Source organism: Haloarcula regularis (assembly GCF_029338315.1).
Classification (GTDB): Archaea; Halobacteriota; Halobacteria; order Halobacteriales; family Haloarculaceae; genus Haloarcula; species Haloarcula regularis.
The window spans coordinates 3,107,352-3,133,664 of the sequence record NZ_CP119794.1; the positions used below are offsets into that span (position 1 = coordinate 3,107,352).

The following is a 26,313-nucleotide window of genomic DNA, read 5'->3' on the forward strand; positions in this document are numbered from 1 at the left end:
GACCGACGAACGGCGAGTATGTCGAAACTCCGGTGTCAGTGGGCTGGCGCCGTCGCCGCGGTCGGGGGACTCGTCTGGGTCGGGTGGGCCCTCGTGCTGGGACTGACCGGAGCCGAGACGGACCTGGTCCGGGCCGCCGTCGTCGTCTCGACGCTCGGCGTCGTCGCCGGCCACTACGCGGTCGAGACGTTCTACGGGGCGCGAATGAAACGGCCCGGGGTCGGCGGGACCTGGCTCGGCGCGCTCGGGGGTATCCTCTTTGCCGCCGGCCAGGCGCTGCGGATCGTCACCGGCGGCGGGACTGTCTTCGTCGCGCTGGGTGTCCTCGCGCTGGTCGCCGGGTCGCTCCTGGCCGCCGTCGGCCTCGTGCGAACGCGCATCCAGCCCCCGTGGCTCGGCGTGTTGCTCGCCGCCGGAACCGTGGTCTTCCTGGGGTTCAGCGTCCAGCCCGGGACGGCGGCCCTCTACGGCCTGGCGTGGGTCGCCCTCGGCCAGGACCTCTACCGGTACGACCCACCCGACGGCCGCTTCGGCGAGTCGGCGGTCGACTACGGCTGGCTCTCGTAGGCGCGGCTCGCAGGTGGATCCACAACGCTAACGTGTCTCCCACGCGACGTGTCTGACGTGTCATCAGACGATACAGACGACCCCGTGGCGGCGGCACTGTCCGGTTCGACCGACCTCTACGACGTCGCGGAGTGGGACCCCCGAACCGGGCTCGACCGGGTCTCCGTCTCGCTCCACGGCCTGTTGCACGCCTCGCGTCGCTGGCTCCTCATCGCGCTGGGCCTGGTCCTGTTCGTCGCGCAACTGGCCTTCGCCGGGCTGCTCGTCCTCCGGCAACCGTCGCTTGGCATCCTGGCGGCGCTCTCGGTCGTCCCGGCGCTGGCCATCGTCGGCTACCTCTGGTACGGCGACCCGACGATACGCGAACCCGTCGAGACGATGGCCGTCGTGTTCGTGCTGGCCATCCTGTTTGCGAGCTTCGCCGCGCTGGTCAACACCGTCCTCCAGCCGCTGTTCCAGTTGATTCCGGTCGTCGGGATGGCCGTGTTCTTCTTCGTCGTCGTCGGCCCCATCGAGGAGACGGTGAAGTGGCTCGGCGCCCGGGTCGGCGCCTTCGGCGCCATCGAGTCCGTCGTCGACGGCGTGGTCTACGGAGCCGTGGCGGGGCTCGGTTTCGCGACTATCGAAAACGCGCTGTACATCGTGCAGGGGTACTCACAGGCCACGTCGATCGAGGGCGCGGAACCGCTCTTCGCGGCCGTCCAGACGGCGACGAGCCGGGCGTTCGTCGGCCCGGGCCACGTGCTCTACTCCGCTATCGCCGGCTACTACCTTGGCCTGGCGAAGTTCAACCCCGAGCACAAGGGCCCCATCGTCGTGAAGGGGATTCTCATCGCCGCGGTCGTCCACGCCGTCTACAACACGTCTGTCACGTACCTCCCGCAACTCGTCCCGTGGAACCTGGTCACCTTCGTCGGGTTCGTCGTCGCCTTCGACGCCGTCGTCGGCTACTTCGTCTACAGGAAGCTCTCGCGGTACAAGCGCCTCTACCACCAGACGCCGGCGAGTGGTCACCACAGCGAGGGAGACCCGTCGGGTTCGGAGTCGGCGGACGCGTAACGACACGCTTTTTCGGACTTCCCGTGCACTCTCGGGCATGACCGAGAGAGGGCCACTCGCCGCCGTGTCGCCGCTCGACGGGCGGTACGCCCGCTACACCGACCCGCTCGTCCCGTACGCCAGCGAGCGAGCGCTCATGCGCGCCCGCGTGCAGGTCGAAGTCGAGTATCTGATCGCGCTTGCCGACCTGGCGGCGACGCCGCTTTCTATCGACGACGACCAGCGTGCGACGCTTCGTTCGCTCTACGAGGAGTTCGACGACGAGGACGCGAGCGTCGTCAAGCGACTCGAGACCGAGGGGTACGGCGAGTACGCCGCCACGAACCACGACGTGAAGGCCATCGAGTACTTCGTCCGCCTGGGCATGCCGGAGGGGCTGGACGCCGACCACTGGATCCACTTCGGCCTCACCAGCGAGGACGTGAACAACCTCGCGCACCGCCTGCTGGTCAAGCCCGCCGCCGAGGACGTCCTGGTCCCCGAACTGCGCGAGATCCGCGATTCGCTGGTCGAGATGGCCCACGACTACGCGGACGTGCCGATGCTCGCCCGCACGCACGGCCAGCCCGCGACGCCGACGACCTTCGGCAAGGAGATGGCCGTCTACGCCTCCCGCCTCGGGCAGGCCATCGGCCGGATCGAGCGCGCGGTCGACGGCCTCGCGGGGAAACTCGCCGGCGCGTCGGGCACCTACGCCGCCCACCACGCCGCCTACCCCGACGTGGACTGGCCGGCCTTCTCCCGCGAGTTCGTCGCCGGTCTCGGCCTCGACCACGAACCACTGACCACGCAGGTCAACCCCTGTGACGACCTCGCGGTGGTGTTCGACGCGCTCCGGGGAGCCAACAACGTCCTGCTGGACATGGATCTGGACATGTGGCTGTACGTCTCCGACCGCTACCTGGGCCAGGAGGCCGTCGAGGGCGAGACGGGCTCGTCGACGATGCCCCACAAGGTCAACCCGATAGACTTCGAGAACAGCGAGGGGAACCTCTCGAAGGCCAACGCCGATTTGACCTTCCTCGGGGACTACGTCACGAGCTCGCGCCTCCAGCGTGACCTCTCGGACTCGACGGTCAAGCGCAACATCGGCGCGGCCTTCGCCCACTGTCTCATCGGCTACCGCAAGTGCCAGCACGGCCTGGCGAAGGTCGTCCCCAACGAGCAGGTGATGCTCGAGGAGTTGAACGACACGCCCGAGATCATCGGCGAGGCGGTCCAGACCATCCTCCGGCGCGAGGGCCACGACGACGCCTACGAGCAGGTCAAGACGGCCACGCGCGGCCGCGAGGTGACGATGGCCGACTTCGAGGCGATGATCGCGGACCTCGACGTCGACGAGGGGGTGCGCGCCGAACTCGAGGCGCTGACCCCGTCGGGCTACACTGGCATCGCGCGGGACCTGGCCGACGACGTCTGACCGGCGAACGGAAAGAGTCACCACGCGGTCGTCCGTAGCCACGACAACCCGATGGTCCTCGGCACCGATAGTCGCATCCTGACGCTGGCGTTCGCCCGGATGGCCGACGCGCTCGGGAACTCCTTTCTCATCATCGTCCTCCCGCTGTACATCGCCAGCGGCCAGATATCGCTGGCCGGCATCGCGGGCGCGAGCGTCTTCGGATTCGTCCTCCAGACGGAGACGCTCATCGGCCTCGTCCTCTCGCTGTTTGGCCTGCTGAACAGCTTCGGCCAGCCGTTCACCGGCCGGTTGTCCGACCGGACCGGTCGCCGTCGCGTCTTCGTGCTCGTCGGGCTCGCGATCTTCGCGGTCGGGAGCGCGGCGTACCCCTTCCTCACGAGTTACTGGAGCGTCCTGGTCGCCCGGGCGCTCCAGGGTGTCGGCGCCGCGTTCACCATCCCCGCGACGGTGGCGCTGGTCAACGACTACGCGGCCAGCGACGCCGAGCGCGGCGGGAACTTCGGCGTGTTCAACACCTTCCGGCTCGTCGGGTTCGGATTCGGGCCCATCATCGCCGGCGTGGTCATCACGGGCGGACTCGCTGCTCGGGACGTCGTCACGTACACGCTGTTCGGATCGACCGTCTCGGGGTTCACCGCGGCGTTCGGCGTTGCCGTCCTGGGCGCGCTGGTGAGCTTCACGCTGGTCTTCCTGCTCATCGCCGACCCCCCCGCGGCCGCCAACGCCGCGAGCAAGAACCTCTCTATCGCTGTCCGCGACCCGAACGGCCGGGGGCTGGACTCGGTGTTCGTCCTCGGCGTCGGGACCTTCCTGATGGCGACGACCATCGCCCTCTTTGCCACGCTGGAAGGTCCCATCCGGATGCGCCTAGACGAGTCGACGTTCATGTTCAGCGTCCAGTTCGCCGCCGTCGTCATCGCCAACGTCGTCTTCCAGGTACCCATCGGCCGGGCCAGCGACCGGTTCGGCCGTCGCCCGTTCGTCGTCGCCGGGTTCGTCGTCCTCGTCCCGTCGGTGTTCGTCCAGGGTGTCGTCACCGACCCGTGGCTGATGCTTTTGGCCCGGTTCGTCCAGGGCATCGGCGTGGCGCTCGTCTTCGCGCCGTCGCTGGCGCTGGCCGGCGACCTCGCGGGCGAGCGCGGGTCGGGGACGACTCTCTCGGTGCTGACGATGGCCTTCGGCCTGGGCGTCGCCGCCGGCCCGCTGGCCTCGGGGCTGCTCTTTAATCTCGGCGGGTTCAGCACGCCCTTCACCGTCGGGGCTGGCCTGGCGGTCCTCGCGCTTGCCCTGACCTACTCGCAGGTCGAGGAGACGCTGGACGTCTGAGGATCAGAACTCGTCGATGACGGGAATCCCCAGCGTGTCGTAGTCGGTCATCGCCGCGAGTTTCTCGGGCGTCTCCTCGAGCGAGACCGTCTCGGAGACGATCTTCGCCGGGTCGATGCGCCCGCCCTCGATGAAGCGGAACAGCTCGTCGTAGCGGGCCGGCGACATGCCGATGGCGCCGACGACCGACAGCTCCTTGCCGACGATGCGGTCAGTGGGGAGCGCAACCTGTCCGCCCTCGCTACTGGTCGTCAGCCCGATCTGGACGTGCTGGCCCCGCGTCCGCAGGCAGTTGACTGAGTTCTGGCAGGTCGCCGCGATGCCCAGTGCGTCCACCGACACGTGTGCGCCCCCGTCGGTGATGTCGCGTATCTCGCCGGGCACGTCGTCTGTTGCATCGGCGTCGACCGTCGCCCTGGCCCCGAGTCGCTCGGCGAACTCCAGCTTCTCCGAAAAGAGGTCGACCGCGACCACGTTCGCGCCCAGCGCCGCCGCGATGTGGACCGCCGAGAGCCCGACCCCGCCACAGCCGTGGACGGCCACCCAGTCGCCGGCGTCGACGTCGGCCTGGTGGACGAGCCCGTGGAAGGCCGTCATGAACCGACAGCCCAGGCCGGCCATGTCCACCGAGGAGACGCTGTCGGGCAACTGGACGACGTTGACGTCGGCGTCCGGGATGTGGAGCTGCTCCGCGAAGGCACCCGGGACCTCCGGCGCCAGACCCAGTGCGAGGCCGTTCTCACAGAGGTTTGCGTGGCCCTTCCGGCACTGGTGACAGGTGCCGTCGGCGAGGTTGAACGGGACCGTCACGTGGTCGCCTTCGCGGACGCGCTCGACCTCGCCGCCGACCGCGCGGACGATGCCCGCGGGTTCGTGTCCCAGCACGTGCCCGGGGGCCAGGCCCCGCTCCGCCCAGACGGGGTCTCCCTGCCAGGCGTGCCAGTCGCTCCGGCAGATGCCACACGCTTCCAGTTCGACGACGACGCCCTCGGGGTCCGGTGTCGGCGGGTCGACCGTCCTGACTTCCAGCGGTTCCCCGTGGCCGGTGAAGACAACTGCGCGCATACCCGGTCCTGGGCGCCCGAGCGAATAATAGTATGCCCGCGTGACGCCGCTCGAGGATGGTTCCACGGGCAACCCGCTCTCCACGGCGGGAGTTGCCAGCGCTCTGCCACCCGATCGACCCAAAGGGTTAGGCCGATTTGGTTGATATTTCTACATATGTTCCACGACCGCACGGACGCCGGCGAGCGGCTGGCGGCCGAACTCCGCGAGCGGGGCGTCGAGGCGGACGTCGTGCTGGCGATCCCGCGCGGCGGCCTCCCGGTCGGCCGGCCCGTCGCCGACGCGCTGGGGGTCCCGCTCGACGTCGTCGTCGCCAAGAAGGTCGGCGCGCCGAACAACCCCGAACTCGCGGTGGCGGCCGTCGCCGACGACGGAACCCGCTGGCGCAACGAGTCGATAATCGGCTCGCTTGGCCTGTCTGAAGCGTACCTCGAGTCGGCGACCGAGCGCGAGTGGGCGGCCGCCCGCGAGAAGTTCGACCGGTACCGCGGCGACCGGCCGCCGCTGGACGTGGCCGGCAAGCGCGTGGTGGTCGTCGACGACGGCCTGGCCACCGGCGCGACGATGCGGGCCTGCATCGAGCGGGTCAAGGCGGCCGGCGCGCTCGCCGTCGTCGTCGCCGTCCCCGTCGGCTCGCCAGATACCGTCACCGACATCGGCCGGTCCGTCGACGAGGTCGTCTCGCTCGAGGAGCCAGCCTCCTTCGGTGCCGTCGGGCAGTTCTACCGTGACTTCTCGCAGGTCAGCGACGAAGATGCCATGACGTATCTCGCCTAGACGAGTCGTTCGAGCGTCTCACGCACCGCGCGCGCGGCCGCCCTGACCTCAGAGAGCCCGACGTACTCACGCTCGGAGTGGGCGACGGCACCGACGTCGTCGGTCAGGTCGCCCGGTCCGAACACGACCGTCGGGGCGCTTTGCGCGAAGTACGAGGCTTCGGTCGCCGCGCCGAACGGCCGAACCGCCCCGCCACTGGCACGCTGGAGCGTGGTCACCACGGCGGCGTCCTCGTCGGTCGCGAACGCCTCCGGGAACGGCGTGTCGGGCCGGACGAGGTCAACCGAGAGCCCCATCGGTCCCGGAAGCCACTGCGCGAGGTGGGTCTCTAAGTCGGCACAGAACTCGCCGCTGGTCTCTGGTGGAACCGATCGCCGGTCGAAGGTGATGACACACTCGGCGGGCACCTGGTTGGTCGCCTCGCCGCCCTCGATCATCGACGGGGTGAGCGTCGCCCGGCCGAGCGTCTCGTGCTCGTCGGGGCCGTGTTCCTCGGTGTAGGTCTCCATCGCCTGCAGGACGGGTGCGGCCGCCCGGATGGCGTTCATCCCGCTGGCTGGGTCCGCGGCGTGGGCACTCTCGCCGCGGATGGTCACCGTGCCCTCGAACTGCCCGCGCGCGGCGGTACAGACGTCGAGCCCGGTCGGCTCGCCGACGATGGCGGCGTCGGCGTCGATGTCGTCGGCGAGGTGTGCGCCGCCGGTCTGGGTGGTCTCCTCGTCGATGGAGACGGCCAGCGTCACGCGCCCGTCGTCCGGCGAGACGGTGAGGAAGGCGTCCAGCAGCGCCGCGAGCGGCCCCTTCGCGTCGCAGGCTCCGCGGCCACAGGCGACGTCGCCAGCCCCCTCGTCGCCACTGCCGTCGACACGCTCGTCCAGTCCCGGTGGTTCGCTACGCCGCTCGTAGGGCAGGTGGGGCGGCACGGTGTCGATGTGCGTGTTCAACAGGAGGTGCGTGCCGTCACCCTCGCCCCGCGTCGCCCGGACGTTCCCCAGGTCGTCGACGGTGGCCTCCATGCCCTCTGCCTCGAGTGTCTCCAGGAGGTACTCGCGCATCTCGCCGACGCCCTCGTGGGAGGGGATGTCGACGGCCTCGCGGTGGAACGTCTCGAGGTCGAACGTCATCGCCGGGCACGCTCCACGCGAGTCACGTCGTCGAGCGTCTCGCGCTCTCGCACGACGCGGGTCTCGCCGCCCTCGATGGCGACCTCCGCTGGCCGGGGCTGGGAGTGGAACTGGTTGGCCAGTTCGTACCCGTACGCGCCGGCGTTCCCGATGGCAAGCAGATCCGTCCGCTCGGGCCGGGCGATGGGGCGGTCGGTACAGAAGACGTCGGCGCTCGTACAGCAGGGCCCGCCGACGGAGACCGGTTCAGCCTCGCGGTCGGGCGCGGATATATTGCGGATGGGATGGTACGAGCCGAACATCGCCGGGCGGATGAGCGTCGCGAGTGAGGCGTCCACGCCGACGACAGTCGTCTCTGGCGTCTCCTTGACCGTGTTGACCTCGGTGAGGATGCACTCGGCGTCGGCGACGACGTAGCGGCCCGGTTCGAGTTTGATCTGGGCCTCGAGGTCACCGACCGCCTCGCGGACCTTCTCGCCGACGACCGCCATGTCCAGCGGTTCCTCGTCCTCGCGGTAGGGGACCCCGAAGCCACCGCCGAAGTCAACGAACTCCAGGTCGCCCACCCCGTCGATGACAGTGCGACCCATGTCCGCGACCTTCGCGATGGCCCGGCAGTGGTCGTCTAAGTCGTCGTGGAGGACGCCGCTGCCGGCGTGGGCGTGCAGGCCCACGAGGTCGAACCGCTCGGCGACGTCGGCTGCGACCTCCGGGACCTGCTCGTAGGGGATGCCGAACTTCGCGTCCTTGCCGGTCGCGACCTTCTCGTGGTGGCCGGTGCCGATGCCGGGGTTGACCCGGATGGCCACGCGCCCGTCGTAGCCCCGCTCTTCGAGGCGGTCGAACGTGTCGCGCGCACCGCCGGTGATGGTCAGCCCCGGGTGGGCCGCGGCGAGGTCCGTCGCGTAGTCGAGGTCGTGGTCCGGCGGGTTGACCGCGGTATACTGGAGCGTGCCCGGTGGCGCGCCGGCGTCGATGGCCCGCTGGAGTTCCCCCCAGGCGGCACACTCGATGTCCGCGCCGGTCTCGAGCAGTTTCGAGAGCACCGCCTGGCCCGTGTGGGCTTTCGCGGCGTACATCACGTGGGCGTCGGGGAACGCCGCCGAGAACCGCTCGTAGTTCTCGGCGACGCGGTCGAGGTCCAGCACGTACAGCGGTGTCCCGTGCTCGGCGGCGAGTCGCTCGAGGCGTCGGTGGCCCCAGTCCGACAGACGACGGACCGGTGGCGAGGCGTAGCTCATTGGCACAACCACGGAGACGGCGGGTAACAAGGGTTGCGCTCTCGGAGCGGGGTGCCCGTGCGTTTCGCCGCCGTTGGTCCCCTCGTTCGCACCTCTGGTCGCTCCGCTCAGCGCTCGCGTTTCCGGGAACAGTTGATTGCGTTCGCGCCTCGCGCGGTTGCTCTACGGCTCCTTGCGCTCGCCGTTTCGCTTCGAGGGGTTCGCTTCGCTCACCCCTCGCTAGTCCCGAAGCGCGTCTTCCCGCTCGGTCGCCTCCAGCGTCTCCTCCTCGACGTCGGTGGCGACGACGGCGGGCTTGTAGGCCCCGCCCGGAATCAGGTCGTGTTCGCCGACCGAGGAGTCGACGAACCGCTGGAAGGCCCGGCGCTCCGGCGGCAGTTCGCCGTAGAGTACCTCCTCCTCGACGAGGTCGTAGACGGGGATGCGTGGCGTCAGCAGCGTGTTCTCGCCGACGATACTCCCCTCGCCGACGACAAAGCCCGAGGTGACCCGACAGCCGGCGCCCAGCGAGACGTCGTCCTCGACGATGACAGGTGCGCTCTCGACCGGTTCGAGGACGCCGCCGATGAGCGTGTTCGCGCCGAGCTTGACGTTCTCGCCGATCTGGGCACAGGACCCCACCGTGTCACAGGAGTCGACGAGCGTCCCGTCGCCGACGTGCGCGCCGATGTTGACGAACGATGGCGACATCATGATGCAGTCCTCGCCGAGGTAGGCCCCCCGGCGGATGGTCGTCCCGTCGGGCGTGTTCCGGGTGCCGCGCTCGCCGAGATCCTCGGTGTCCCGCAGGGGCAGGACGTCGTGGTAGGTGACGCCGCCGTACTGGCGCTCGTAGGTCCGCCGGAACGCGAAGTTCAGCAGGATGCCCCGCTTGACCCACTCGTTGACCTGCCACTCGCCGTCGACCTTCTCGGCGGCGCGGATCTCGCCGTTCTCCAGCGCCGTGAGAAAGCTGTCAAGCGTGTCCAGTTGCGGCGGTTCTACGTCCTCGACGGTCGCGCCACCTTCGTAGGCCGTCCACAGGTCCCCGATGTTCCGTTCGAGGTCTTGTCCGAGCATTGGTGTCTGGGGGTACCTGCTCCGGGGGTATAGCAATCGGGGATTCCGAACGGCGTTCCTGAACCCCCCACTCGGTGGTGGGGTACTCGCGGACCGCCGGAGAATCAGGTCACGGCCGCAGCTGGTGTGAAACCGACGTGGCTACCTCACGAGTCGACGACTTCGCCGAAGCGGTACCAGTCGGCCTCGCGCCCGGAGACCCACACCGCGGCGTCCAGCGCCCCGGCGGCGAAGACGGCCCGGTCCTCGGCGCGGTGGGACAGCGAGAGCACCTCGTCGTTGCCCGCCAGGATGAGCTCGTGCTCGCCGCGGATGTCGCCGGCGCGGCGGGCGAAGACGCCGATCTCGTCGGCCTCGCGCGGGGCGTGGCCCTCGCGGCCGTAGACGGGTTCGACGTCGCGCTCCTCCTGAACCACGTCGAGGATGGTGTTCGCGGTCCCGGAGGGCGCGTCGACTTTCCCGTTGTGGTGAGTCTCCATCAGTTCGAGGTCGTAGTCGTCCAGCGCGCGCACCGCCTCGCGGACGGTGCGCTGGAGGACCTGGATGCCCCGCGAGAAGTTCGTCGCCTTCAGCACGGCGACCTGCTCGCTGACGTCCTTGAGCTGGGCCATCTCCGCTTCCTCGAAGCCGGTGGTGCCGACGACGAGCGCGACGCCGGCGTCCGCACAGGCTTCGGCCAGCGGAAGCGTCGATTCGGGAATCGAGAAGTCGACGACCACGTCGACGTCGTGCTCGGCGAGTGTTGCTGCCACGTCGTCGGCGACGATGGGCACGCCCGCGTACTCGCCGACCTCGACGTCGAACCCGACGACCACCTCGAGGTCCTCGCGCTCGGCCGCGGTGTCGATGACCGTCTGTCCCATCCGGCCGACCGCGCCGTTGACTGCGACCCGCGTCATCGCTCTATCTCCGCGTACTCGTCCTCGAGGTCCTCGGTCTCCAGCAACGCGAGCACGTCACGCAGGTGGTCGAGGTGTTCGTCCGAGAGTCGCGTCAGCGGCGAGCGCAGGTGTGCCGGGCCATAGCCCCGGATGCGCATGGCCTCCTTGACCGGGATGGGGTTTGTCTCGATGAACATCGCGCGGAACAGCGGCCCCAGTTCGTGGTGGAGCGAACGGGCGCGCTCGAAGTCGCCGGCGAGCGCCGCGCCGACCATCGCACAGGTGCGCTCGGGCTCGATGTTCGCGGCCACGGAGATACAGCCCGTGCCGCCGACCGAGAGCATCGGGAGGGTCATGCCGTCGTCGCCCGAGAGCACTGCGAAGTCCTCGTCGCGCGTGCGCTCGATGATTTCGGATATCTGGGTCATGTCGCCGCTGGCGGCCTTGTACGCCTGGATGTTCGGATGCTGAGCCAGTTCGACGGCCGTGTCCGGCTCGATGTTCTGGCCGGTCCGTGAGGGGACGTTGTAGACGATCTGCGGGACGTCCACCGCGTCGGCGATTGTCGTGTAGTGGTCGACGAACCCCTGCTGTTCGGGCTTGTTGTAGTACGGGGAGATGAGCAAGAGCGCGTCCGCACCGGCGTCGGCGGCCCGGCGGGACAGCGAGAGCGCCTCGCGGGTGTTGTTCGAGCCGGTGCCGGCGATGACGGGCACGTCGTCGACGGCGTCGATGACGGCCTCGACGACCTCGATGTGCTCGTCGTGGGTCATCGTCGCCGACTCGCCGGTCGAGCCCGCGGGCACGAGTCCGTCGACGCCCGCCTCCTCGAGCCGCTGGGCGTCTCGCTGGAGTGTCTCGAAGTCGATGCTGCGGTCCTCGTCGTCGTGGAACGGCGTGCACATCGCGGGGAACACGCCGTGGAAGTCGATGTCGGTCATTGCTGAGTTGTGTCGTGTCGCTGTGGGATATGTCGTCCGGTCTGTCCTCGAGAAATCGACCCGGGACGGGCGCCACGCCCGCCGCGAGCCGCTAGAACAGCCGTTTGCGTTTCGGCGGGGAGACGACGCGCTCGCCGGCGGCGGTCCCAGCGACCGATACGGGGAGGCGTCGTCGCATACGAGAACCTGTCTACCCAGACGGTGTTAATAGTTCTGCTCCGCGTCCGGTCGGTCGCGCCGCCGGAGCGCTCGGCGCTTCTCTTGCGATACTGTCGGCAAGTGAGTCGCTCTCGTGTCTCGTTACCGTGTCCAGTCGTCGGACTCGGTCCCCCCGTCGGCGTCGACCGTGTCGCCGGGGGACGACGGCCCGGACCCGCTCGAGCCGACGGAACTGGCCCAGCCGTCGATGTTCTTCGCGACGAATCCCTCCCCCAGTCGAGGGCGACGCCGCACCGATAGCAATCGCGGCCGAGACGCCCGACGAGAGCCCCCGGCCGGACGTCGATCCCGAGTGGTACGGCGGCGGTGTCGAGTCCGAAAACCTATCTTTCCGGCGGCGTAATCCGGGTCTATGACCGTCACGCATCCGGGACAGCGCGTCGCCGTGCTGGCCGACGCGCAGAATCTCTATCACACCGCCCGGAGTCTCTATACGCGCAACATCGACTACGCAGCACTTCTGGAAGAGGCCGTCAGCGGCCGCGAACTGTCCCGGGCCATCGCCTACGTCATCCGTGCCGACTCGCCCGAGGAAGAGTCTTTCTTCGAGGCGCTCGTCGACATCGGCTTCGAGACCCGCATCAAGGACATCAAGACGTTCCAGGACGGGTCGAAGAAGGCCGACTGGGACGTGGGGATGAGCCTCGACGCCGTCACGCTGGCGAAACACAACGACGCCGTCGTCCTCTGTACCGGCGACGGCGACTTTGCCCGCCTCTGTCGCTACCTGCGCCACGAGGGCTGTCGCGCCGAGGCGATGGGCTTCGCGGAGTCGTCCTCCGAGGACCTGATCGAGGCCGTCGACGGCTTCGTCGACATGAGCGACGACCCCGACCGGTTCCTGCTGTAGGATCGACTGGTCGTGTCGGTTCGAGCGGCAGAACGTGGTGGGCCGACGTTCAGACCGGGCGTCCCTCTTCCGAGGTGCCGACGAGCAGTGCACCCGCCGCCAGGCCGAGCGCGGCGATGGTGGCACCGAACAGCGGTACCGAGACGTCGAGAGGGCCGGTCCCCAGGATGAGCGCCGTACTGGCCGCCAGCAGGACACCGCCCAGGAGTACTTTCGCTTGTCTGTTGCCATTGTAGTGGCCACTTGGACGTCATCCGGTATAAAATTCCCCAAAACCACCCGACTGAAGTACGATAGACAGCCTCACACTGCACAAAAAATAATGACGTTTTACGTACGTGGTCCCCTCGCGCCCGCGGACCGAAAGTCGGTTGTCGCCGGGGCGTCGAGGACGGACGATGACCGACCGCGAGTTCCGGAGCCTCCGCCGCGCCGCCGACTACCAGTTCGGCCGCGGCGCGGGCGCGACGCTCTTTCCGGCCCCCGACGCCATCGAGGTGACCCACACCAGTTCCGGCCGCCCCCGACAGATCCTGGCCGACGACGGCCGGCTGGCCACCTACGGCACTGACGGCCGCTACACTCTCGGGTTCGTCGGCGGGCGCCGCCTCCTCGATGGGTTCGACGTTCCCCGCCACCACGTCGTCGTCGGCGACGAGAGCGAACCGTTCGTCCGCGAGGGCCGCAACACCTTCGCGAAGTTCGTCCAGGATGCGGATCCCGACATCCGGCCCGGCGACGAGGCGCTGGTCGTCCACGCCGACGGCCACCTCCTCGCCGTCGGTCGTGCAGAACTGCCCGGCCACGGCATGCGCGACTTCGAGACGGGCATGGCCGTGAAGGTACGCCAGGGTGCCGACGACGCCTGATACTGCCGGCTGTAACCGTTAGAAAATACTCGGCACGCCGCGGTGCCGAGAACTGGTACGAACGTACAGCCGGCAGTATGTGCGCCACAGAAGACATTTACTGGGGCCGCCGGTAGCGCCGTTATGCGCCGCCGCCAGGTCCTATCCGCCCTCGCCCTCTCCGCCGCGTCGCTCGCTGGCTGTACCGCACCGGGAGCTCCCCAAGTGTCAGGGACGGCGACTGACGACGAAACCACCGAGACATCGACCGAAACGCGAACACCGGCCGACGAACCGACGGAGACAGACACGCCGACGACACCGGACGACCCACTGACCGAGACGCCGGGAGAAGTCACGCCGGACCCCGACGACCCCATCGCCGTGGTTCTCAGCAACGGAACCGACGAGACGCTCGACGTGGCTGTGACGGTACGGCGAGGTGGGACGCGAATCTTCGAGACCACTAGTACCGTCGGCCCCGACGAGCGACCCGAACTCGATACGGGCATCGCCGAGACCGGCGACTACGAACTCACCGTCAGCGTCACCGGCGGACCCGAGGTCAGCCAGCCCTTCGATATCGAATCCTACGACGTCCGGATGGGGTCGAACCTGATCGCCGAAATCGACACTGAGCGGATCATGATCCTGATAGAGGAGTAGCAACTGGACCACGGTACTCGCGGCCGGCCCTCGGTCGCGACTTCGCCGTTCGCAGTCGAGGGGTGGCGTGAGCTGTGCCGCACTCGACCGATACTGTACCGTCTCGACCGACGGATGGACAGCCTGCTCCGCGCGGACTCATCTCTCGGGTTCGATTGCCCCGCTTTTGGGCCTCAGGCCGCTTCCGCCCCGTGAATCCGCTCGCCGCGGAACAGCCGGTGGGCGATGGTGAACGTCTGTTCTCGCTCGCGGCGCGTCGGGAAGTGCGCGGCCATGTAGCGCGCCGTCGCGATCAGCGGGAGTCGTCGCTCGGCGTCGGTCTCGGCATAGTCGTGCTGCCGGAAGGCCGCCTCGACGTTCTGGAGGGTGTGGAAGCCCGCGTCCTCCCGCAGTAACCCCTCACCGAGCGTCCGCTTCAGGGCGGCCACGTCGCCGTCCGCGTCGAAGTGTTCGCCCACCAGTCGCCCGGCCTCGTTCACGCGGCCCTGCTCGTCGAACGTCCTCAGCAGGTCCTCGCGGACGGTCGCGGGGTCGCGGTCCGAGTCGCCGGGGTCGGGAACTGGCGCGGCTGGCATGTTGAGAAAGCGGTCGAGGTACACCGACATCGCGCCGTCGAAACAGGGGCGGTAGGCCTCGAGGGCGTCGGTCCGGCTCGCGAGCGCGTGGGCGGCGTTGGCATACGAGAACGTATGGTGGACCGTGTTCCAGTCGGAGAACTCGTTGCTGGTGGCGAACTGGGCGACGCGGCGGGTCGCCGCGAGCGCGACGGCTCGCGACAGCTCCTCGGCGGTCGCCCCCTCCCGAATCGCCTCCCGCAGGGCGTCGACGACGGTGTGGGGGTCGTCCGCCAGCAGCGTCTCGACGAAGTCCTCGGGACGGTCCCACTCCCTGCCCTCGCCGGCTGCCACGAGGTCCGGGAGCGCGTCCTGGGCCTCGAAACACAGGGCCGCGACGTCGATCGGCTGGCGCCACTGCGAGCGCTCCTCGCTGCGGACGGCGTCGGTGAACCCGTCGACCAGCGACGCAGCGACGTCGGGCGCGTGGTCCCAGCCGACGTGGTCCAGCGTCTCGACGGCCTTGTTGACGAAATCGAGGGTATGGCTGGTGTCCATGTAGAGGTGGTCCGTCCCGGCGGCGAGCAGTATCTCGACGAGGTCCTCGGGCGGGAGGACGGCTGCGGCGGTCCTGATGCAGCGCTCGGCGCCGTCGCTGTCCCGGACCTCGCAGGTGTCGCGGAACCAGGCCTTCAGGCGGGCCTTCGAGAGGTCGGCGTTGCCCAGCTCGTACTGCGGGAATCGCGGCGGTTCCCCGGCACAGTCGCTCGCGACCTCGCTGACGCCGACGTACATCGCCCGGAGTTTCTCGTCGTGGTCGACGTCGTCGTAGAGGTTCGCCATCGCGCCGAGGATGGTCAGGCCCGAGGACCAGCCGGCCTCGCGGTAGGTCGTGCCGAACTCGACGGCCTTCTCGACCGGCGTCGAAAAGCCCTCGCCCAGGGCATCCAGGTTGATGACTGCTTTCGCGGCCACGAGGTCGAGGTTCTCCTGCATCGAATCGACGAGGCGGTTGCGCCAGTGGGTCTCCGGCGGGACGTCGGGCTCGGGGTCGGGGTCGACGTAGACGGTCCCGTCGCGGACCTCGACGGGGAACGTCTGGACGTCGTCGGCCCACGGGTCCAGCGTGTCCCCGCAGGCCAGTTCGAAGCGCGCGTGGTGCCAGTGGCAGGTCAGCAGGCCGTCCTCGACGGTGCCCTTCGCGAGGGGAAAGCCCATGTGCGGACAGCGGTTGTCGACGGCGTACACCTGCCCTTCGTGGTGAAAGAGGGCGACGGTGTGGCCGCCGGCGTCGGCGACGTCGTGCCCCTCGCGCTCCAGTGTTGCGAGGTCCGTGACGGGAACCAGTTGGTCTGTCGACATGCCTGGGGTTCGTCACGGACTCACAAGGACTTTCCGCCGGGGTCACGCGCTCGTGCCGGTGACGAGCGTCACCGTCGCAAGCATTTCGGTCCGCGTCTCGGGGGCGCCGATCAGGCGCCCGGTCCAGACGACGGCGACGGTGTCGCCGGCCTCGAGGTGGAAACCGACGGTGGCATCGCCGTCGTGGAAGTCGCCGTCGCCGTCGCTGTCGACGCGCGGGTCGTCGACGACGAACTGTGCGCCCTCCCCGACCGGCAGGGTCGACTCGTTCGCCCAGATTACCGTGGTCGTCGCGTTCCGGTCGGTGTCGGTGACGGCGACCGCGATCCGGTCCGTCGCAGTCCCGGTGAGCCGGTCGCCGCCGGCGTGCGTGAGCGTGACTGCTCCGGCCTGGGCGTCGAACTCGCCCTCGACGACGTCGGGTGCGTCGGTCCGCAGGTCGGCCCCCGGGCCGACGACCAGGCCGGCCAGGGCGACCAGCGCGAGCACCGCCAGCCCCCAGACTGCCAGTCGCTCGAGCGTCAGCGCCGCGCGCGCGTCGATCGGTCCCGCCGGACTCATTAGGCGGACTGTCTGTCGGGGCGCAGATAAGTCCCCCGCCCTGCGTCCGCCGGCTCCATTCGAGGGACGGCACCGCCGTCGCGGGCCGGCACCTGCTTCTCGGCCGAGAGCCGTTCTATTCAAGTATCTCAATACGGTATCTGCCCACAACGAATGAGCCAGGACTTCTACGAGATACTGGGTGTCTCCCGCGACGCCTCCGAAGACGAGATCAAGGAGGCCTACCGGGAGAAAGCCCGGGAGTTCCACCCGGACGTCAGCGACGACCCGAACGCCGAGGAGAAGTTCAAGAAGGCCAAGAAGGCCAAAGAGGTCCTCACCGACGAGGAGAAGCGCCAGATGTACGACCAGGTGGGCCACGAGCGCTTCGAGCAGGCCCAGAAACGCGGCGGCGTCGGTGGCGGCGGCGCGGGCGCCGGTGGCATGGGCGGCGACCCCTTCGGCGGGGCCGGCGGCTTCGACATGCAGGACATCTTCGACCAGTTCTTCGGCGGCGGGGGCGGCCGTGGCCGCGGTGGCAATCGACCCCGCCAGGGCCAGGACCTCCAGACCCGCATGGAGATCGACCTCGAAGAGGCCTACCACGGCGCGAGCAAGCAGCTCACGGTCACCCGACCCGAGACCTGCGGGGAGTGTGACGGCGCCGGCCACCCACCGGGGACCGACTCACAGACCTGTCCGGAGTGTAACGGGCAGGGCCAGACCACCCGCGTCCAGCAGACGCCGATGGGCCGGGTCCAGCAGACTGCGACCTGCCGGCGTTGCGAGGGCGAGGGCGAACTCTACGAGGAGGCCTGTGGGACCTGTGGCGGCGACGGCATCGTCCGGAACGAGGCCACGCTGGAGGTCGAGATTCCGGCCGGCATCGACGACGGGCAGACCCTCCGGATGGAGCGCGAGGGCGCGCCCGGCGAACGCGGCGGCCCCAACGGTGACCTGCTCATCGAGGTGACCGTCCGCGACCACCCGGACTTCGAGCGCGACGGCGACGACCTGTCCCACCAGCACGCCATCTCGTTCCCGCAGGCGGTCTTCGGCGACACCATCACCGTCCCGACCATCGACGGCGAGGTTGAGGTCGACGTCCCCAGCGGCACCCAGAGCGGGGAGGTGTTCCGCCTCCAGGGCAAGGGGATGCCACGCCTCCGTCGCCGCGGCAACGGCGACCTCTACGTCCAGGTCCAGGTCGTCACGCCCGATGACCTGAACAAAGAGCAGAAGGAGGCTCTCGAGAAGTTCGCCGAGGCCGGCGGCGAGGAGGTCGACGTCGAGGAGGGCTTCTTCGAGAAGCTCAAGAACTCCCTGTAAGCTCGGATCGAAGCCGTCGACGCGGCTTCTGTGTGTGGTTTTGTGGACCAGAAAGCCCCGACCCGTAATCGGTTGATCATCAGCCGACGGGCGGGACTGAAAGGGGCCGACCGCTCGCGTTCACATGGTCGCCTGAGCGACCCCTATTCGAGTGAGCGCAGCGAGCGAGAATATGTCGCTCGGCGGCCGCGAGCGGTCGGGGGCTTTCTGGTTGTTCACACCTGCAGTATCGTTTGAACAGTTTCCTAGCCACTCGTCGCGCTTTTGACGGCCCCGTCTCAACCTTCACCTATGCACACGTTGCAGGACCTCGTCGCCGCGGGCCGCGAGCGCGAGGGCGTCCTCTTTACCGCGCCGGAGCGCTCGACGCCGTTCAGCTACCGGGACTTCTGTACGAACGTCTGGAAGGCGGGCAATCTCCTGCGGCACTACGGGGTTCGCCACGGGATGCGGGTGGCCGTCGTCGCCGGGCCGAAGAACCCGACCGACACGGACGAGCCGGGCTATCTCCGCGACAGTCCCGACGCGCTGCTGGCCTTTCTCGCCGCGACGCTGGACGGTGCGGTGGTGGATATGGACCCGCCCGGGGCCGTCGATACGAAGGCGCTGGTCGCGCCGGCGAACTGGCTCGACCGGTACGAACTGGCGCCGGGAACGAAGGCGCTGGCCTACGGCGGGCCCAGCGACGATCCGACGGTCGCGCAGTTCGAGCGGGAACTCTGGAGCGAGAACCCGCTCCAGCCGCCGGGCGAGGTGGGACCCGACGACGACGCGCTGGCGGGCGACCGGACCTACACCCACGGCGACCTGCTGACGGCGGCCGAACGTATCGTCGCCGACCACGGAATCGACGGCGAGACGACGGTGGCGCTGCGCGCGCCGGTCACGACGGCCGGGGGGCTGGTCGCCGGCCTGCTCGCGCCGATGCACGAGGGGGCGACGGTGCTGCTCGGCGGCGACGGGCCCGCGGACCTCGCGGTCGCGCCGGACGACGACGTGCCCGAGCCGACGGTGGTCCGGCCGGCCGACGTCTCGGTGTGAGACGCGACACGGGGCACTGACGGATGTGCGTCGGGAGAGGGGGCCGGAGGCGCCAGTTCGGTGTGGCACTCGTCACCCCGGTTCCGCGCCGCCGCTCGTCGGTTGGCTCCCCGGCCGGTCCGGTTTCTTAACGGTTTTGTCCGTTCGGTCGCAACACCGGGTATGGAGTACGACTTCACGCGCTCGGTGGTGCCCCTCGTCGTGATCGTGGCCGTCGCGACGGTCGCGCTCACAGCCATGATGACCCCCTCGACGGTGTTCATGATGGTCCTCCCCTCGATGATCGTCTTCTCGGTCGTCGCGTTCTTCTTCGGGATGAAACACGGCGAGTTCCGCGCCAGTCCGTAGCGGCCCGGGTCGGTCGCCGGGAGTCGCTTCGTCAACGTCTCAAAACGGCCGAGCGGCGCTGCCGTCACTCGGTCGGGCGGACGACGTTGGCGAGCGTCACCAGCAGACCCAGCAGCCAGCCGACCGGGAACGAGAAGCCGAGCCACATCAGGACGTAGGCGGCCCCCTCGCGCTCGAAGTTCCGGACGAAGAACTGGGCGATGCGGTTCGAGTCAAGCAGGTCGAAGAGGATGTAGCGTGCCAGCGCGTCACTCCCGGGCAGGACGACCTGAGCGACGGCTTTCGAGAACAGCGCCGCGACCACCGGCGGCAGGAAGATGGCTGTCATCGCCAGCGGGAAGGCCAGCAGTACCGTCGTCCCGCGGCCGCCGATGCTCCGGAAGCCGACGGCCAGCGCGGCCGAGAGCGTCGCGACGCCGCCGGCGATGGCGATGGCGGTGAATCCGCCGGCGATGAGGTCCAGTTCGAACCGGGCCAGCGCGGCCAGCCCACCCCAGACGAGCAGCGAGAGCACCACGACGCCGACGAGGCCCAGTCGCGTCGCCGTGCTGCCGATGCGCCGCGTCTGGAAGCGGACGATGGTCCCAAACAGGACCAGGGGGTAGATGATCGCGATGACGGGCATCCCCAGCGCGGCCCAGGCCTGGTAGAGGAGCATCCCGACCTGGCTGTCGGGCGTCCACGTTCCCAGGACCGTATCCCGTGCGCCGCGCTGCCGTGGATAGATCAGTTCCATCCACGTCTCGTGTAACCGACGGAGGTCGAAGCGCATCGCGCCGACGATCCCCTGGTTCCCGGTAGACATACTCCAGGGTTCGACCTACCCCGTTTAAAAGTTTGAGGCTCGGTACGGGCCGCACGCGGCGAAACAATCTGACGGGCGGCAGACGCTACCGGGCGGCCGACGCTGTGTCTGCCACGAGTCAGGCCCAGCTGTCGGGACCGAAACCGGGATCGACGCGGCGCTCCGTGTGCTCGATGGCGTCGATGCGTGCCACCTCGTCGTCGGAGAGTTCGAGGTCCAGACTCGCCAGGTTGTCGCGGATGTGGGCCTCGCCGGTCGCCTTCGGGATGGCGGTGACGCCAGACTCGCGCAGCCAGGCGAGGCTGACCTGCGCTTCGCTGACGCCGTGGTCGTCGGCGATGGCCGAGAGGACGTCGTCGTCGAACACGCCACCGCGTGCGAGCGGCGAGTAGGCGACCAGTTCGTAGTCGTGTTCGCTGGCGTGGTCGCGCAGCTCCGCTTGCTGCAGGAAGGGATGCATCTCGACCTGGTTGGCAAAGAGCGGGGCCTCGAGCGTCTCTACTGCCGTCTCGACGTGGTGGGGCTCGAAGTTCGAGACGCCGACGTTGCGGATCTTGCCCTGTTCGTACACTCGTCGAAGGCCGAGAGCGTCCCTTCGGGGTCGTACGCGCCCGCGGGCCAGTGGACGTACAGCAGGTCCACGGCGTCGACGCCGAGCTTCGAGAGGCTCGCCTCGGTCGACTCGAGCACGTCGTCGTGGGCGAGGTTCGAGTTCCAGACCTTCGTCGCGAGGAAGACGTCTTCGCGGTCGACGTCGGCCGCTGCGAGGCCCTCGCCGACGGCGGCCTCGTTCCCGTAGGCCTGTGCGGTATCTACGTGCCGGTAGCCGCGCTCGAGCGCGGTCCGGACGCTCTCGGCGCACTGGTCGTGATCGTCGTTCTGCCAGGTTCCGAGGCCGAGCATCGGCATGCCGTCGGCCCGGGGGACGTCGTCGGGATTGGCTGCAGGTGTCATCCCGAGATGCCAGGAGCGTCCCCCGGAAATGGGTTGTGGACCGGCGGTCACCCCGCCGGTGGAAACCGACATATTGAGAACCCGGCCCCCACAACGGTCGGGTATGACAGACGGTAGTGTGGACGTATCTCGTCGGGCCTTCCTGCGGACGGCCGCGGGGGCCACGGCTGCCTCGGCCGCGACAGGAACGGCGGCGGCACAGGAAAACGGGACCGACGGTGACGGTGGCGGTGGCGGGGGGGAGCAGCGGTCCGCCGGACTACAGCGGCTTCCTCGACCAGGTAGGCAACTTCGACGGCACGACCGTCGACGCCACCGGTCAAAGCGAGGTGACCGTCTCGGTCGGTGCGCAGGGCAACGGCGGCGCGTTCGCCTTCGACCCGCCCGCGGTACACGTCGACAACGGCGCGACGGTCCTGTTCGAGTGGACCGGCGAGGGCGGCGGCCACAACGTCGTCTCGGACGGCGAGGGCCCGCTCGACTCCGGCGACCCCGTCTCGAACGCCGGCGTCAACTACGAGTACACCTTCGAGGAGGACGGCATCTACCCCTACGTTTGTGTCCCCCACGAGGGACTGGGGATGAAAGCCGCCATCGTCGTCGGGACGGACTACCCGACCCAGAGCAGCGACGGTGGCGGTGGCGGCGGCGGTGGCGGCGGGTCCCCGCAGGTGCCAAGCAGCGCGAAGACCCTCGGCGTCGCGACGTCGTTCGTGATGGTGGCGACGCTGGGGCTCGCCTACTTCTTCATCCGCTACGGCGGCGACTACGAGACACCCGGCGAGGAGTAGGTCAGACCGCCTCGCCGCCGCTCCGTATCTCGAGATCGACCGCCCGGCGTTCGCCCTCGAGGTCCGCGACGACGCGTTCGACGATGTGCTCTGCCTCGCGTCGAATCAGCGGGACCACCTTCCGGATGACCCAATCCAGCGAGACCAGTCGTGGCAGGTCGACGGCGTCTTTCGAGGCCGAGTCGGGGTCGAACGCGATGCGGAGCACGACGCGCGAGGCCGCGTCGGCGTCTGCGGGTGCTTCCTCCGGGGCCGGGTCGACTATCCAGTGACCCTCGGCGTCGATGTCCTTGACGAGTTTCCAGTCGATGCTGTGTGGCGGGTCGACCGCCGTCACCTCGGACCGGGCGGTGTAGGTGAGTTTCCACCACGAGAACACGAGGTCGTAGCGGGTCCCCGGCGCGCCGTCGCCGTCCTGTCGCACCTGGTCGATGTACTCAGAGTAACGGGCATAGCCCGGGAAGTCGAGGAGGAACTCGTACAGTCGCTCCGGGGGGACGTGCACCACGGTACTGACCTCGATCTCGTCCACGTCCCCTAGGCGGTGGGTTCGCGTCGTAAACTTTCGGGCGACCCGGCGGCGCGGTAATTGCCGGAAGATTCACTCTATGCATAATCTGGAACAGACAATATTATTATGCTGTATCCGATACGGGATAGTAGCATGAGTGCTTCCGACATCCAGCACGCCGAGGCAGACGGAGACACCGAGCCCACGGGGTGGGACGCGGTCAGGGACCTCCCGCCGAGTGCGAAGCTCGTCGCCAAGGTGCTGGAGTACAACGACACGCTGACCCAGAGCCAGCTCGCAGACGAGACGCTGCTGCCGCCGCGGACGGTCCGCTACGCACTGAACCGACTCGAAGACGCCGACGTCGTCGACTCCCGCTTTCCTTCGCCGACGCGCGCAAGCGCATCTACTCGCTGCGCATCGAGTGAGTTCACGGGCCCGGGCCACTCGTTGATCTTCGCGTTGGGTAACGTTGATTAGTCGGCCTGCCAAGACGTTTGATATGAAAGTCGTCCTGATTGGTGTCGGCCAGGCTGGGGGCAAGATAACCCAGTCGATCGCTGAGTTCGACTACGAGATGGGATTCGAGGCAGTACGGGGAGCGCTGGCGGTCAACACCGCCCGCGCGGACCTCCAGAATCTCGACATCGACACGACCCTCATCGGCCAGGACCGGGTCAAGGGCCACGGGGTCGGCGGCGACAACGAACTGGGCGCACAGGTGATGCAAGAGAACGCCGCCGAGGTGCTCGACGACCTGGACGGTCGGCTTACCTCCGAAGCCGAGGCCGTCGTGGTCGTCGCCGGCCTCGGTGGCGGCACCGGATCCGGCGGCGCGCCGATGCTCACGCGCGAGCTCAAACGCATCTACGATATCCCCGTCTACGTCCTCGGCGTCCTCCCCGGCCGGGACGAGGGCGGCATCTACCAGGCCAACGCCGGCCGGTCGCTGAAGACCAGCGTCCGCGAGGCCGACTCCCTCCTCCTCGTGGACAACGACGCCTGGCGCGGCAGCGGCGACAGCGTCGCGGCGGGCTACGAGCGCATCAACGACGCGATCTCCCAGCGGGTCGGCCTCCTGCTCGCGAGCGGCGAGGCCGTCGAGGGGGTCGGCGAGAGCGTCGTCGACTCCTCGGAGATCATCAACACGCTCCGCGGGGGCGGCATCGCCTCGCTGGGCTACGCCAGCGCGACGGCAAGCGAGGACCCCGCGGAGAACGTCAACGTCATCACGAGCGTCACCCGGAAGGCGCTGCTCTCGAGCATGAGTCTGCCAAACGCCGTCGAGGCCGAGAAGGCGCTGCTGGTCGTCGCCGGCGACCCCGAGCGCCTCTCGCGGAAGGGGGTCGAGCGGGCCCGGCGCTGGGTCGAAGACGAGACGGGGAGCATGGAGGTCCGCGGCGGGGACTTCCCGCTGGCCTCCTCGAAGATCGCGGCACTCGTGGTGCTCTCGGGCGTCGAGCGATCGCCCCGTATCGACGAGTTCCTGGACCGTGCGCGGGAGGCCGCGACGTCCCAGGGCAAGCAAGTCGACCCGGCGGAGTTCGACAACGAGGACCTGGACAACCTGCTGTGAGACGCGGGCGCGTCTGAAAACCGCGCGTGGCGACCTTACTGGACCAGGCTGCTGCCGTCGAACGACGTCCGGTCGTAGTCGTGGTCGAGCAGGTCGAGGATGGTCGGGGCGATGTCGAAGAGGTCGGCGTCCTCGATGCGGACCTCGGGGTCGTCAACCAGCAGCGACGCGTTGTCGAAGCTGTGCATCCCGTTGCGGGGGCCGACGCCGAAGACGTCCTCGGAGCCCTTGAAGCCGGCCTTCAGGTCGAAGCCGTGGTTCGGGATGACCACGAGGTCCGGCGCGATGTCGTCGTGGTCGCCGCGGAACGCCTGCTCGCGGGTGACGACGCGGTCGGCCACCTTCTTGCCGTCCGGGCCCTCGAGGGCCTCGAGTTGCTCTTTCAAGTCCGACCGAACGGACTCGTACTCGGACTCGGGGACGCTCCCGCGGGGTTCGCGCCCCTCGAGGTTGATGTAGAAGCGGCCGGGGATGAGCGAGTAGGCCTTCGTGTCGTCGGCGATGTCGCCGAGTTCGCTGTGCTCGTCGTCCGCGTACTCGAGCCAGCCCTCCTGTTCGAGCCACTCGTTGAAGTGAACCTCGTAGTCGAGCGACGTGAACCCGTGGTCGGAGGCGACCACCATGGTCACGTCGTCGGGCAGCAGGTCGCGCAGGCGACCGAGGTAGTCGTCGACTGTGCGGTAGAACTCGAAGAACGCTTCCTGGTTCTCGCCGTCGCGCTCGTAGTCCTTGAACAGGAAGTGGTTGACCCGGTCGGTGGTCATGAAGACGCCGAAAAAGAGGTCCCAGTCGTCGGCCTCGACGTACTGCTTGAACGTCTCGAAGCGCTTGTCCAGGGTCTCGTGGGCGTCCTCGACGAACTCGCTCTTGTCGTCGCTGTGGCCCAGTTTGGCGTTGACGTCGATGCGGTAGCCGTTCGACTCGAGGGTCTCGCGGAGATCGTCGGGGTAGGCGGCCTTGTCGACGCCCGGCGAGAGGAACCCGGAGACCATCCGCTGGACGTTGCGCTGGGGCGGGAAGGTGACGGGGACGTTCATCACGGTGGCGTCGCGGCCGTCCTCGGCGACGCGGTCCCAGAGCCGGGTCGCCTGGACGTCACGCCCCATCGGGACGTAGGTGTCGTAGGAGCCGACCTCACGATCCTGGAAGCCGTAGACGCCCGTTTCACCGGGGTTGACGCCGGTCGTCAGCGCCGGCCAGCAGGCGCTGGACTCCGGGGGGACGATGCTGTCGATGGGGCCGGCGCTCCCGTCGGCGGCGAGCTCGGCGAGGTTCGGGAACACGTCCGGGTGTTCGTCGATGAGGCTGTACGGCACGCCGTCGATACCGAAGAAGGCCACGCGGGGGCCGCTGTCTCCTTTCAATCGGTCGAATAGTCCCATGTGACCCGGTATAGCGGTCAGGGACAAGAAACTTCTTTTCGCAACCGGGTCCAACCTGACGGCAATCGACGCCGGCGTCGCTCAGGCGTCCTCGGCGTTCGCCGGGACGACGGTCAGGTGTGCGATTCCGGGGATCTGAGGCTCCTCGCGGTCCTTCACGCCCGGCTGGTGTTCGAGCGTCGGGTCGGTCTGGTGGGTCGCCATCGTGTCAGAACGTACCGGTCGAACGGTCAAATAATTACCCATGCTCATAACGCATCGGCAACTCCTGCCGTCATTACCCACGGATATACCGTCGAGAAGGCCGACCGAACCGCCGGCTCAGTTGAAGTGCTCGTCGTAGAGGTCCTGGGCGTGTTCGATGGCGTCCATCGCGGCCTGCTTGTCCTCCCAGCCCAGCGTCTCGACTTCCTTGCCCTCCTCTAGGTTCTTGTAGGTCGAGAAGAACTCGTCTATCTCGTCGAGCGTCTGCTGTGGGATGTCCTCGAGGTCCTCGACGTGGTCGTATCGCGGGTCCTCGGTCGGGACGGCGATGACCTTGTCGTCCTGCTCGCCGTCGTCATCCATCTTCATCAGGGCGACCGGGCGGGCCTCGATGACACAGCCGGGGAACGTCTGATCCTCGACGAGGACCAGCACGTCGAAGGGGTCCTCGTCGTCGTAGTACGACTGCGGGATGAACCCGTAGTCCGAGGGGTAGTGGACGTTCGAGTGGAGCACCCGGTCCAGGACGACGCCGGGGATGTCCTTCTCGTACTCGTACTTGTTGCGCTCGCCCTTGAGACACTCCACGACGGCGTAGATCTCTTCGGGCGGGTTCGGTCCGGTTTCCAGGTCTTCCCAGAGGTTCGTCATCGTCTCGGAGTGGACCGGGGCGTCAAAAAGTCCTTTCGTAATGTCTCTCGGTCTGGACGACCGGAAGGTATTTCTAGGTGCTATCGAGATATTCACGCACGGAGTAGTCAGCGGCTACGGCCCGACACACACCGGCATCGACGCCGGATGGGTCGGTGGTAATTGAGACCCTTCAGACACCGGCCGATACCCCGTTACAGGACCGCAGTCCCCTGATTT

Annotated in this window: 25 protein-coding genes and 3 pseudogenes; 14 read left to right on the top strand and 14 right to left on the bottom strand. The window is 68.4% G+C overall.

The annotated features are described in order from the left end of the window. Positions 1 to 18: 18 nt before the first annotated feature. From P1N55_RS16745 to P1N55_RS16760, 4 genes are read left to right on the top strand one after another with little or no spacing between them, the layout of a single operon-like run. Positions 19 to 567: a hypothetical protein gene (locus tag P1N55_RS16745; RefSeq protein ID WP_276276633.1), complete on the top strand. Its 549-nt coding sequence runs from the start codon at positions 19 to 21 to the stop codon at positions 565 to 567. A 57-nt stretch (positions 568 to 624) separates the two neighbouring features. Next, a complete protein-coding gene (locus P1N55_RS16750; RefSeq protein ID WP_276276634.1) occupies positions 625 to 1,626 on the top strand; it encodes a PrsW family intramembrane metalloprotease in 1,002 nt (333 codons plus the stop codon). Between the two features lie 37 nt (positions 1,627 to 1,663). Then, positions 1,664 to 3,046 carry an adenylosuccinate lyase gene (purB, locus tag P1N55_RS16755; protein WP_276276635.1) on the top strand — a complete coding sequence of 461 codons (1,383 nt, stop codon included), beginning with the start codon at positions 1,664 to 1,666 and terminating at the stop codon, positions 3,044 to 3,046. 51 nt (positions 3,047 to 3,097) lie between these two features. Continuing rightward, positions 3,098 to 4,375, top strand: a complete 1,278-nt coding sequence (locus tag P1N55_RS16760; RefSeq protein ID WP_276276636.1) for an MFS transporter — start codon at positions 3,098 to 3,100, stop codon at positions 4,373 to 4,375. Positions 4,376 to 4,378: 3 nt separating this feature from the next. On the opposite strand, the gene P1N55_RS16765 is transcribed toward P1N55_RS16760, so the two are convergent. Further along, complete coding sequence (locus P1N55_RS16765; RefSeq protein ID WP_276276637.1) at positions 4,379 to 5,440, bottom strand: zinc-dependent alcohol dehydrogenase family protein; 1,062 nt, start codon at positions 5,438 to 5,440, stop codon at positions 4,379 to 4,381. Positions 5,441 to 5,596: 156 nt separating this feature from the next. Here P1N55_RS16765 and P1N55_RS16770 point away from each other — a divergent pair, with 156 nt between their 5' ends. Next, positions 5,597 to 6,217 carry a phosphoribosyltransferase gene (locus tag P1N55_RS16770; protein WP_276276638.1) on the top strand — a complete coding sequence of 207 codons (621 nt, stop codon included), beginning with the start codon at positions 5,597 to 5,599 and terminating at the stop codon, positions 6,215 to 6,217. Here the strand turns inward: P1N55_RS16770 and P1N55_RS16775 are convergent. The 5 genes from P1N55_RS16775 to dapA all read right to left on the bottom strand — a co-directional run bounded on the left by P1N55_RS16775 (position 6,214) and on the right by dapA (position 11,463). Then, positions 6,214 to 7,341: a M20 family metallopeptidase gene (locus P1N55_RS16775; protein ID WP_276276639.1), complete on the bottom strand. Its 1,128-nt coding sequence runs from the start codon at positions 7,339 to 7,341 to the stop codon at positions 6,214 to 6,216. The two genes, P1N55_RS16770 and P1N55_RS16775, sit on opposite strands and share 4 nt — an antisense overlap. Beyond that, entirely contained in the window at positions 7,338 to 8,582 is a 1,245-nt protein-coding gene (gene lysA, locus P1N55_RS16780) for a diaminopimelate decarboxylase (RefSeq protein WP_276276640.1), read from the bottom strand. Before lysA ends, P1N55_RS16775 begins: the two co-directional genes overlap by 4 nt. Positions 8,583 to 8,801: 219 nt before the next feature. Beyond that, positions 8,802 to 9,641 (bottom strand): 2,3,4,5-tetrahydropyridine-2,6-dicarboxylate N-succinyltransferase, encoded by an 840-nt coding sequence (locus P1N55_RS16785; RefSeq protein WP_276276641.1) that lies wholly within the window; start codon positions 9,639 to 9,641, stop codon positions 8,802 to 8,804. 146 nt (positions 9,642 to 9,787) lie between these two features. Continuing rightward, positions 9,788 to 10,540 carry a 4-hydroxy-tetrahydrodipicolinate reductase gene (dapB, locus tag P1N55_RS16790; RefSeq protein ID WP_276276642.1) on the bottom strand — a complete coding sequence of 251 codons (753 nt, stop codon included), beginning with the start codon at positions 10,538 to 10,540 and terminating at the stop codon, positions 9,788 to 9,790. Then, positions 10,537 to 11,463, bottom strand: a complete 927-nt coding sequence (gene dapA, locus P1N55_RS16795; protein ID WP_276276643.1) for a 4-hydroxy-tetrahydrodipicolinate synthase — start codon at positions 11,461 to 11,463, stop codon at positions 10,537 to 10,539. The genes dapB and dapA overlap by 4 nt, the downstream gene beginning before the upstream one ends. Positions 11,464 to 12,034: 571 nt before the next feature. Between dapA and P1N55_RS16800 the strand changes: the two genes are divergently transcribed. The 3 genes from P1N55_RS16800 (at position 12,035) to P1N55_RS16810 (ending at position 14,046) form a co-directional block, all read left to right on the top strand. Further along, positions 12,035 to 12,532 carry a LabA-like NYN domain-containing protein gene (locus tag P1N55_RS16800; protein ID WP_276276644.1) on the top strand — a complete coding sequence of 166 codons (498 nt, stop codon included), beginning with the start codon at positions 12,035 to 12,037 and terminating at the stop codon, positions 12,530 to 12,532. Positions 12,533 to 12,930: 398 nt separating this feature from the next. Beyond that, positions 12,931 to 13,401: a PUA domain-containing protein gene (locus tag P1N55_RS16805; protein WP_276276645.1), complete on the top strand. Its 471-nt coding sequence runs from the start codon at positions 12,931 to 12,933 to the stop codon at positions 13,399 to 13,401. Between the two features lie 204 nt (positions 13,402 to 13,605). Next, complete coding sequence (locus tag P1N55_RS16810) at positions 13,606 to 14,046, top strand: hypothetical protein (RefSeq protein WP_276276646.1); 441 nt, start codon at positions 13,606 to 13,608, stop codon at positions 14,044 to 14,046. Between the two features lie 173 nt (positions 14,047 to 14,219). On the opposite strand, the gene P1N55_RS16815 is transcribed toward P1N55_RS16810, so the two are convergent. Both P1N55_RS16815 and P1N55_RS16820 read right to left on the bottom strand, forming a co-directional pair. Next, entirely contained in the window at positions 14,220 to 15,962 is a 1,743-nt protein-coding gene (locus tag P1N55_RS16815) for a Rieske (2Fe-2S) protein (protein WP_276276647.1), read from the bottom strand. Between the two features lie 42 nt (positions 15,963 to 16,004). After that, complete coding sequence (locus P1N55_RS16820; RefSeq protein WP_276276648.1) at positions 16,005 to 16,523, bottom strand: hypothetical protein; 519 nt, start codon at positions 16,521 to 16,523, stop codon at positions 16,005 to 16,007. A 153-nt stretch (positions 16,524 to 16,676) separates the two neighbouring features. On the opposite strand from P1N55_RS16820, the gene dnaJ reads away from it, so the two are divergent. From dnaJ to P1N55_RS16835, 3 genes are all read left to right on the top strand, one after another. Continuing rightward, complete coding sequence (dnaJ, locus tag P1N55_RS16825; protein WP_276276649.1) at positions 16,677 to 17,831, top strand: molecular chaperone DnaJ; 1,155 nt, start codon at positions 16,677 to 16,679, stop codon at positions 17,829 to 17,831. A 291-nt stretch (positions 17,832 to 18,122) separates the two neighbouring features. Continuing rightward, positions 18,123 to 18,872, top strand: a complete 750-nt coding sequence (locus P1N55_RS16830) for a hypothetical protein (RefSeq protein ID WP_276276650.1) — start codon at positions 18,123 to 18,125, stop codon at positions 18,870 to 18,872. A 162-nt stretch (positions 18,873 to 19,034) separates the two neighbouring features. Then, positions 19,035 to 19,220, top strand: a complete 186-nt coding sequence (locus P1N55_RS16835; protein WP_276276651.1) for a DUF7333 family protein — start codon at positions 19,035 to 19,037, stop codon at positions 19,218 to 19,220. 64 nt (positions 19,221 to 19,284) lie between these two features. Here the strand turns inward: P1N55_RS16835 and P1N55_RS16840 are convergent, their stop codons facing one another. After that, the gene (locus tag P1N55_RS16840) at positions 19,285 to 20,025 is read right to left on the bottom strand and encodes a hypothetical protein (RefSeq protein ID WP_276276652.1); all 741 of its coding nucleotides are present in this window, start codon (positions 20,023 to 20,025) and stop codon (positions 19,285 to 19,287) included. A gap of 118 nt (positions 20,026 to 20,143) precedes the next feature. After that, positions 20,144 to 20,934 (bottom strand): annotated as a pseudogene (locus P1N55_RS16845) (aldo/keto reductase). Positions 20,935 to 21,082: 148 nt separating this feature from the next. Here P1N55_RS16845 and P1N55_RS16850 point away from each other — a divergent pair. Further along, positions 21,083 to 21,770 (top strand): annotated as a pseudogene (locus P1N55_RS16850) (halocyanin domain-containing protein). A gap of 1 nt (position 21,771) precedes the next feature. Here the strand turns inward: P1N55_RS16850 and P1N55_RS16855 are convergent. Further along, positions 21,772 to 22,302, bottom strand: coding sequence for an SRPBCC family protein (locus tag P1N55_RS16855; protein WP_276276653.1), 531 nt, complete (start codon positions 22,300 to 22,302; stop codon positions 21,772 to 21,774). A 132-nt stretch (positions 22,303 to 22,434) separates the two neighbouring features. Between P1N55_RS16855 and P1N55_RS16860 the strand changes: the two are divergent. Together P1N55_RS16860 and P1N55_RS16865 are read left to right on the top strand one after the other, a co-directional pair. After that, positions 22,435 to 22,709 (top strand): annotated as a pseudogene (locus P1N55_RS16860) (MarR family transcriptional regulator). A gap of 74 nt (positions 22,710 to 22,783) precedes the next feature. Then, positions 22,784 to 23,857 carry a tubulin/FtsZ family protein gene (locus P1N55_RS16865; protein ID WP_276276654.1) on the top strand — a complete coding sequence of 358 codons (1,074 nt, stop codon included), beginning with the start codon at positions 22,784 to 22,786 and terminating at the stop codon, positions 23,855 to 23,857. Positions 23,858 to 23,892: 35 nt separating this feature from the next. Here the strand turns inward: P1N55_RS16865 and P1N55_RS16870 are convergent, their stop codons facing one another. The 3 genes from P1N55_RS16870 to P1N55_RS16880 form a co-directional block, all read right to left on the bottom strand. Then, positions 23,893 to 25,239 carry an alkaline phosphatase family protein gene (locus P1N55_RS16870; protein WP_276276655.1) on the bottom strand — a complete coding sequence of 449 codons (1,347 nt, stop codon included), beginning with the start codon at positions 25,237 to 25,239 and terminating at the stop codon, positions 23,893 to 23,895. A gap of 81 nt (positions 25,240 to 25,320) precedes the next feature. Next, a complete protein-coding gene (locus P1N55_RS16875; RefSeq protein ID WP_276276656.1) occupies positions 25,321 to 25,443 on the bottom strand; it encodes a hypothetical protein in 123 nt (40 codons plus the stop codon). Between the two features lie 117 nt (positions 25,444 to 25,560). Then, on the bottom strand, positions 25,561 to 26,094 hold the full coding sequence (locus tag P1N55_RS16880) for an inorganic diphosphatase (RefSeq protein ID WP_276276657.1): 534 nt from the start codon (positions 26,092 to 26,094) through the stop codon (positions 25,561 to 25,563). Positions 26,095 to 26,313 lie beyond the last annotated feature (219 nt).

Bases quoted from the DNA above. Each gene is read 5' to 3' on its own strand.
- P1N55_RS16745 (WP_276276633.1), top strand. From the start codon at position 19: ATGTCGAAACTCCGGTGTCAGTGGGCTGGCGCCGTCGCCGCGGTCGGG.
- purB (WP_276276635.1), top strand. From the start codon at position 1,664: ATGACCGAGAGAGGGCCACTCGCCGCCGTGTCGCCGCTCGACGGGCGG.
- P1N55_RS16760 (WP_276276636.1), top strand. From the start codon at position 3,098: ATGGTCCTCGGCACCGATAGTCGCATCCTGACGCTGGCGTTCGCCCGG.
- P1N55_RS16765 (WP_276276637.1), bottom strand. From the start codon at position 5,440: ATGCGCGCAGTTGTCTTCACCGGCCACGGGGAACCGCTGGAAGTCAGG.
- P1N55_RS16770 (WP_276276638.1), top strand. From the start codon at position 5,597: ATGTTCCACGACCGCACGGACGCCGGCGAGCGGCTGGCGGCCGAACTC.
- P1N55_RS16775 (WP_276276639.1), bottom strand. From the start codon at position 7,341: ATGACGTTCGACCTCGAGACGTTCCACCGCGAGGCCGTCGACATCCCC.
- lysA (WP_276276640.1), bottom strand. From the start codon at position 8,582: ATGAGCTACGCCTCGCCACCGGTCCGTCGTCTGTCGGACTGGGGCCAC.
- P1N55_RS16785 (WP_276276641.1), bottom strand. From the start codon at position 9,641: ATGCTCGGACAAGACCTCGAACGGAACATCGGGGACCTGTGGACGGCC.
- dapB (WP_276276642.1), bottom strand. From the start codon at position 10,540: ATGACGCGGGTCGCAGTCAACGGCGCGGTCGGCCGGATGGGACAGACG.
- dapA (WP_276276643.1), bottom strand. From the start codon at position 11,463: ATGACCGACATCGACTTCCACGGCGTGTTCCCCGCGATGTGCACGCCG.
- P1N55_RS16800 (WP_276276644.1), top strand. From the start codon at position 12,035: ATGACCGTCACGCATCCGGGACAGCGCGTCGCCGTGCTGGCCGACGCG.
- P1N55_RS16805 (WP_276276645.1), top strand. From the start codon at position 12,931: ATGACCGACCGCGAGTTCCGGAGCCTCCGCCGCGCCGCCGACTACCAG.
- P1N55_RS16815 (WP_276276647.1), bottom strand. From the start codon at position 15,962: ATGTCGACAGACCAACTGGTTCCCGTCACGGACCTCGCAACACTGGAG.
- P1N55_RS16820 (WP_276276648.1), bottom strand. From the start codon at position 16,523: ATGAGTCCGGCGGGACCGATCGACGCGCGCGCGGCGCTGACGCTCGAG.
- dnaJ (WP_276276649.1), top strand. From the start codon at position 16,677: ATGAGCCAGGACTTCTACGAGATACTGGGTGTCTCCCGCGACGCCTCC.
- P1N55_RS16830 (WP_276276650.1), top strand. From the start codon at position 18,123: ATGCACACGTTGCAGGACCTCGTCGCCGCGGGCCGCGAGCGCGAGGGC.
- P1N55_RS16835 (WP_276276651.1), top strand. From the start codon at position 19,035: ATGGAGTACGACTTCACGCGCTCGGTGGTGCCCCTCGTCGTGATCGTG.
- P1N55_RS16840 (WP_276276652.1), bottom strand. From the start codon at position 20,025: ATGTCTACCGGGAACCAGGGGATCGTCGGCGCGATGCGCTTCGACCTC.
- P1N55_RS16865 (WP_276276654.1), top strand. From the start codon at position 22,784: ATGAAAGTCGTCCTGATTGGTGTCGGCCAGGCTGGGGGCAAGATAACC.
- P1N55_RS16870 (WP_276276655.1), bottom strand. From the start codon at position 25,239: ATGGGACTATTCGACCGATTGAAAGGAGACAGCGGCCCCCGCGTGGCC.
- P1N55_RS16875 (WP_276276656.1), bottom strand. From the start codon at position 25,443: ATGGCGACCCACCAGACCGACCCGACGCTCGAACACCAGCCGGGCGTG.
- P1N55_RS16880 (WP_276276657.1), bottom strand. From the start codon at position 26,094: ATGACGAACCTCTGGGAAGACCTGGAAACCGGACCGAACCCGCCCGAA.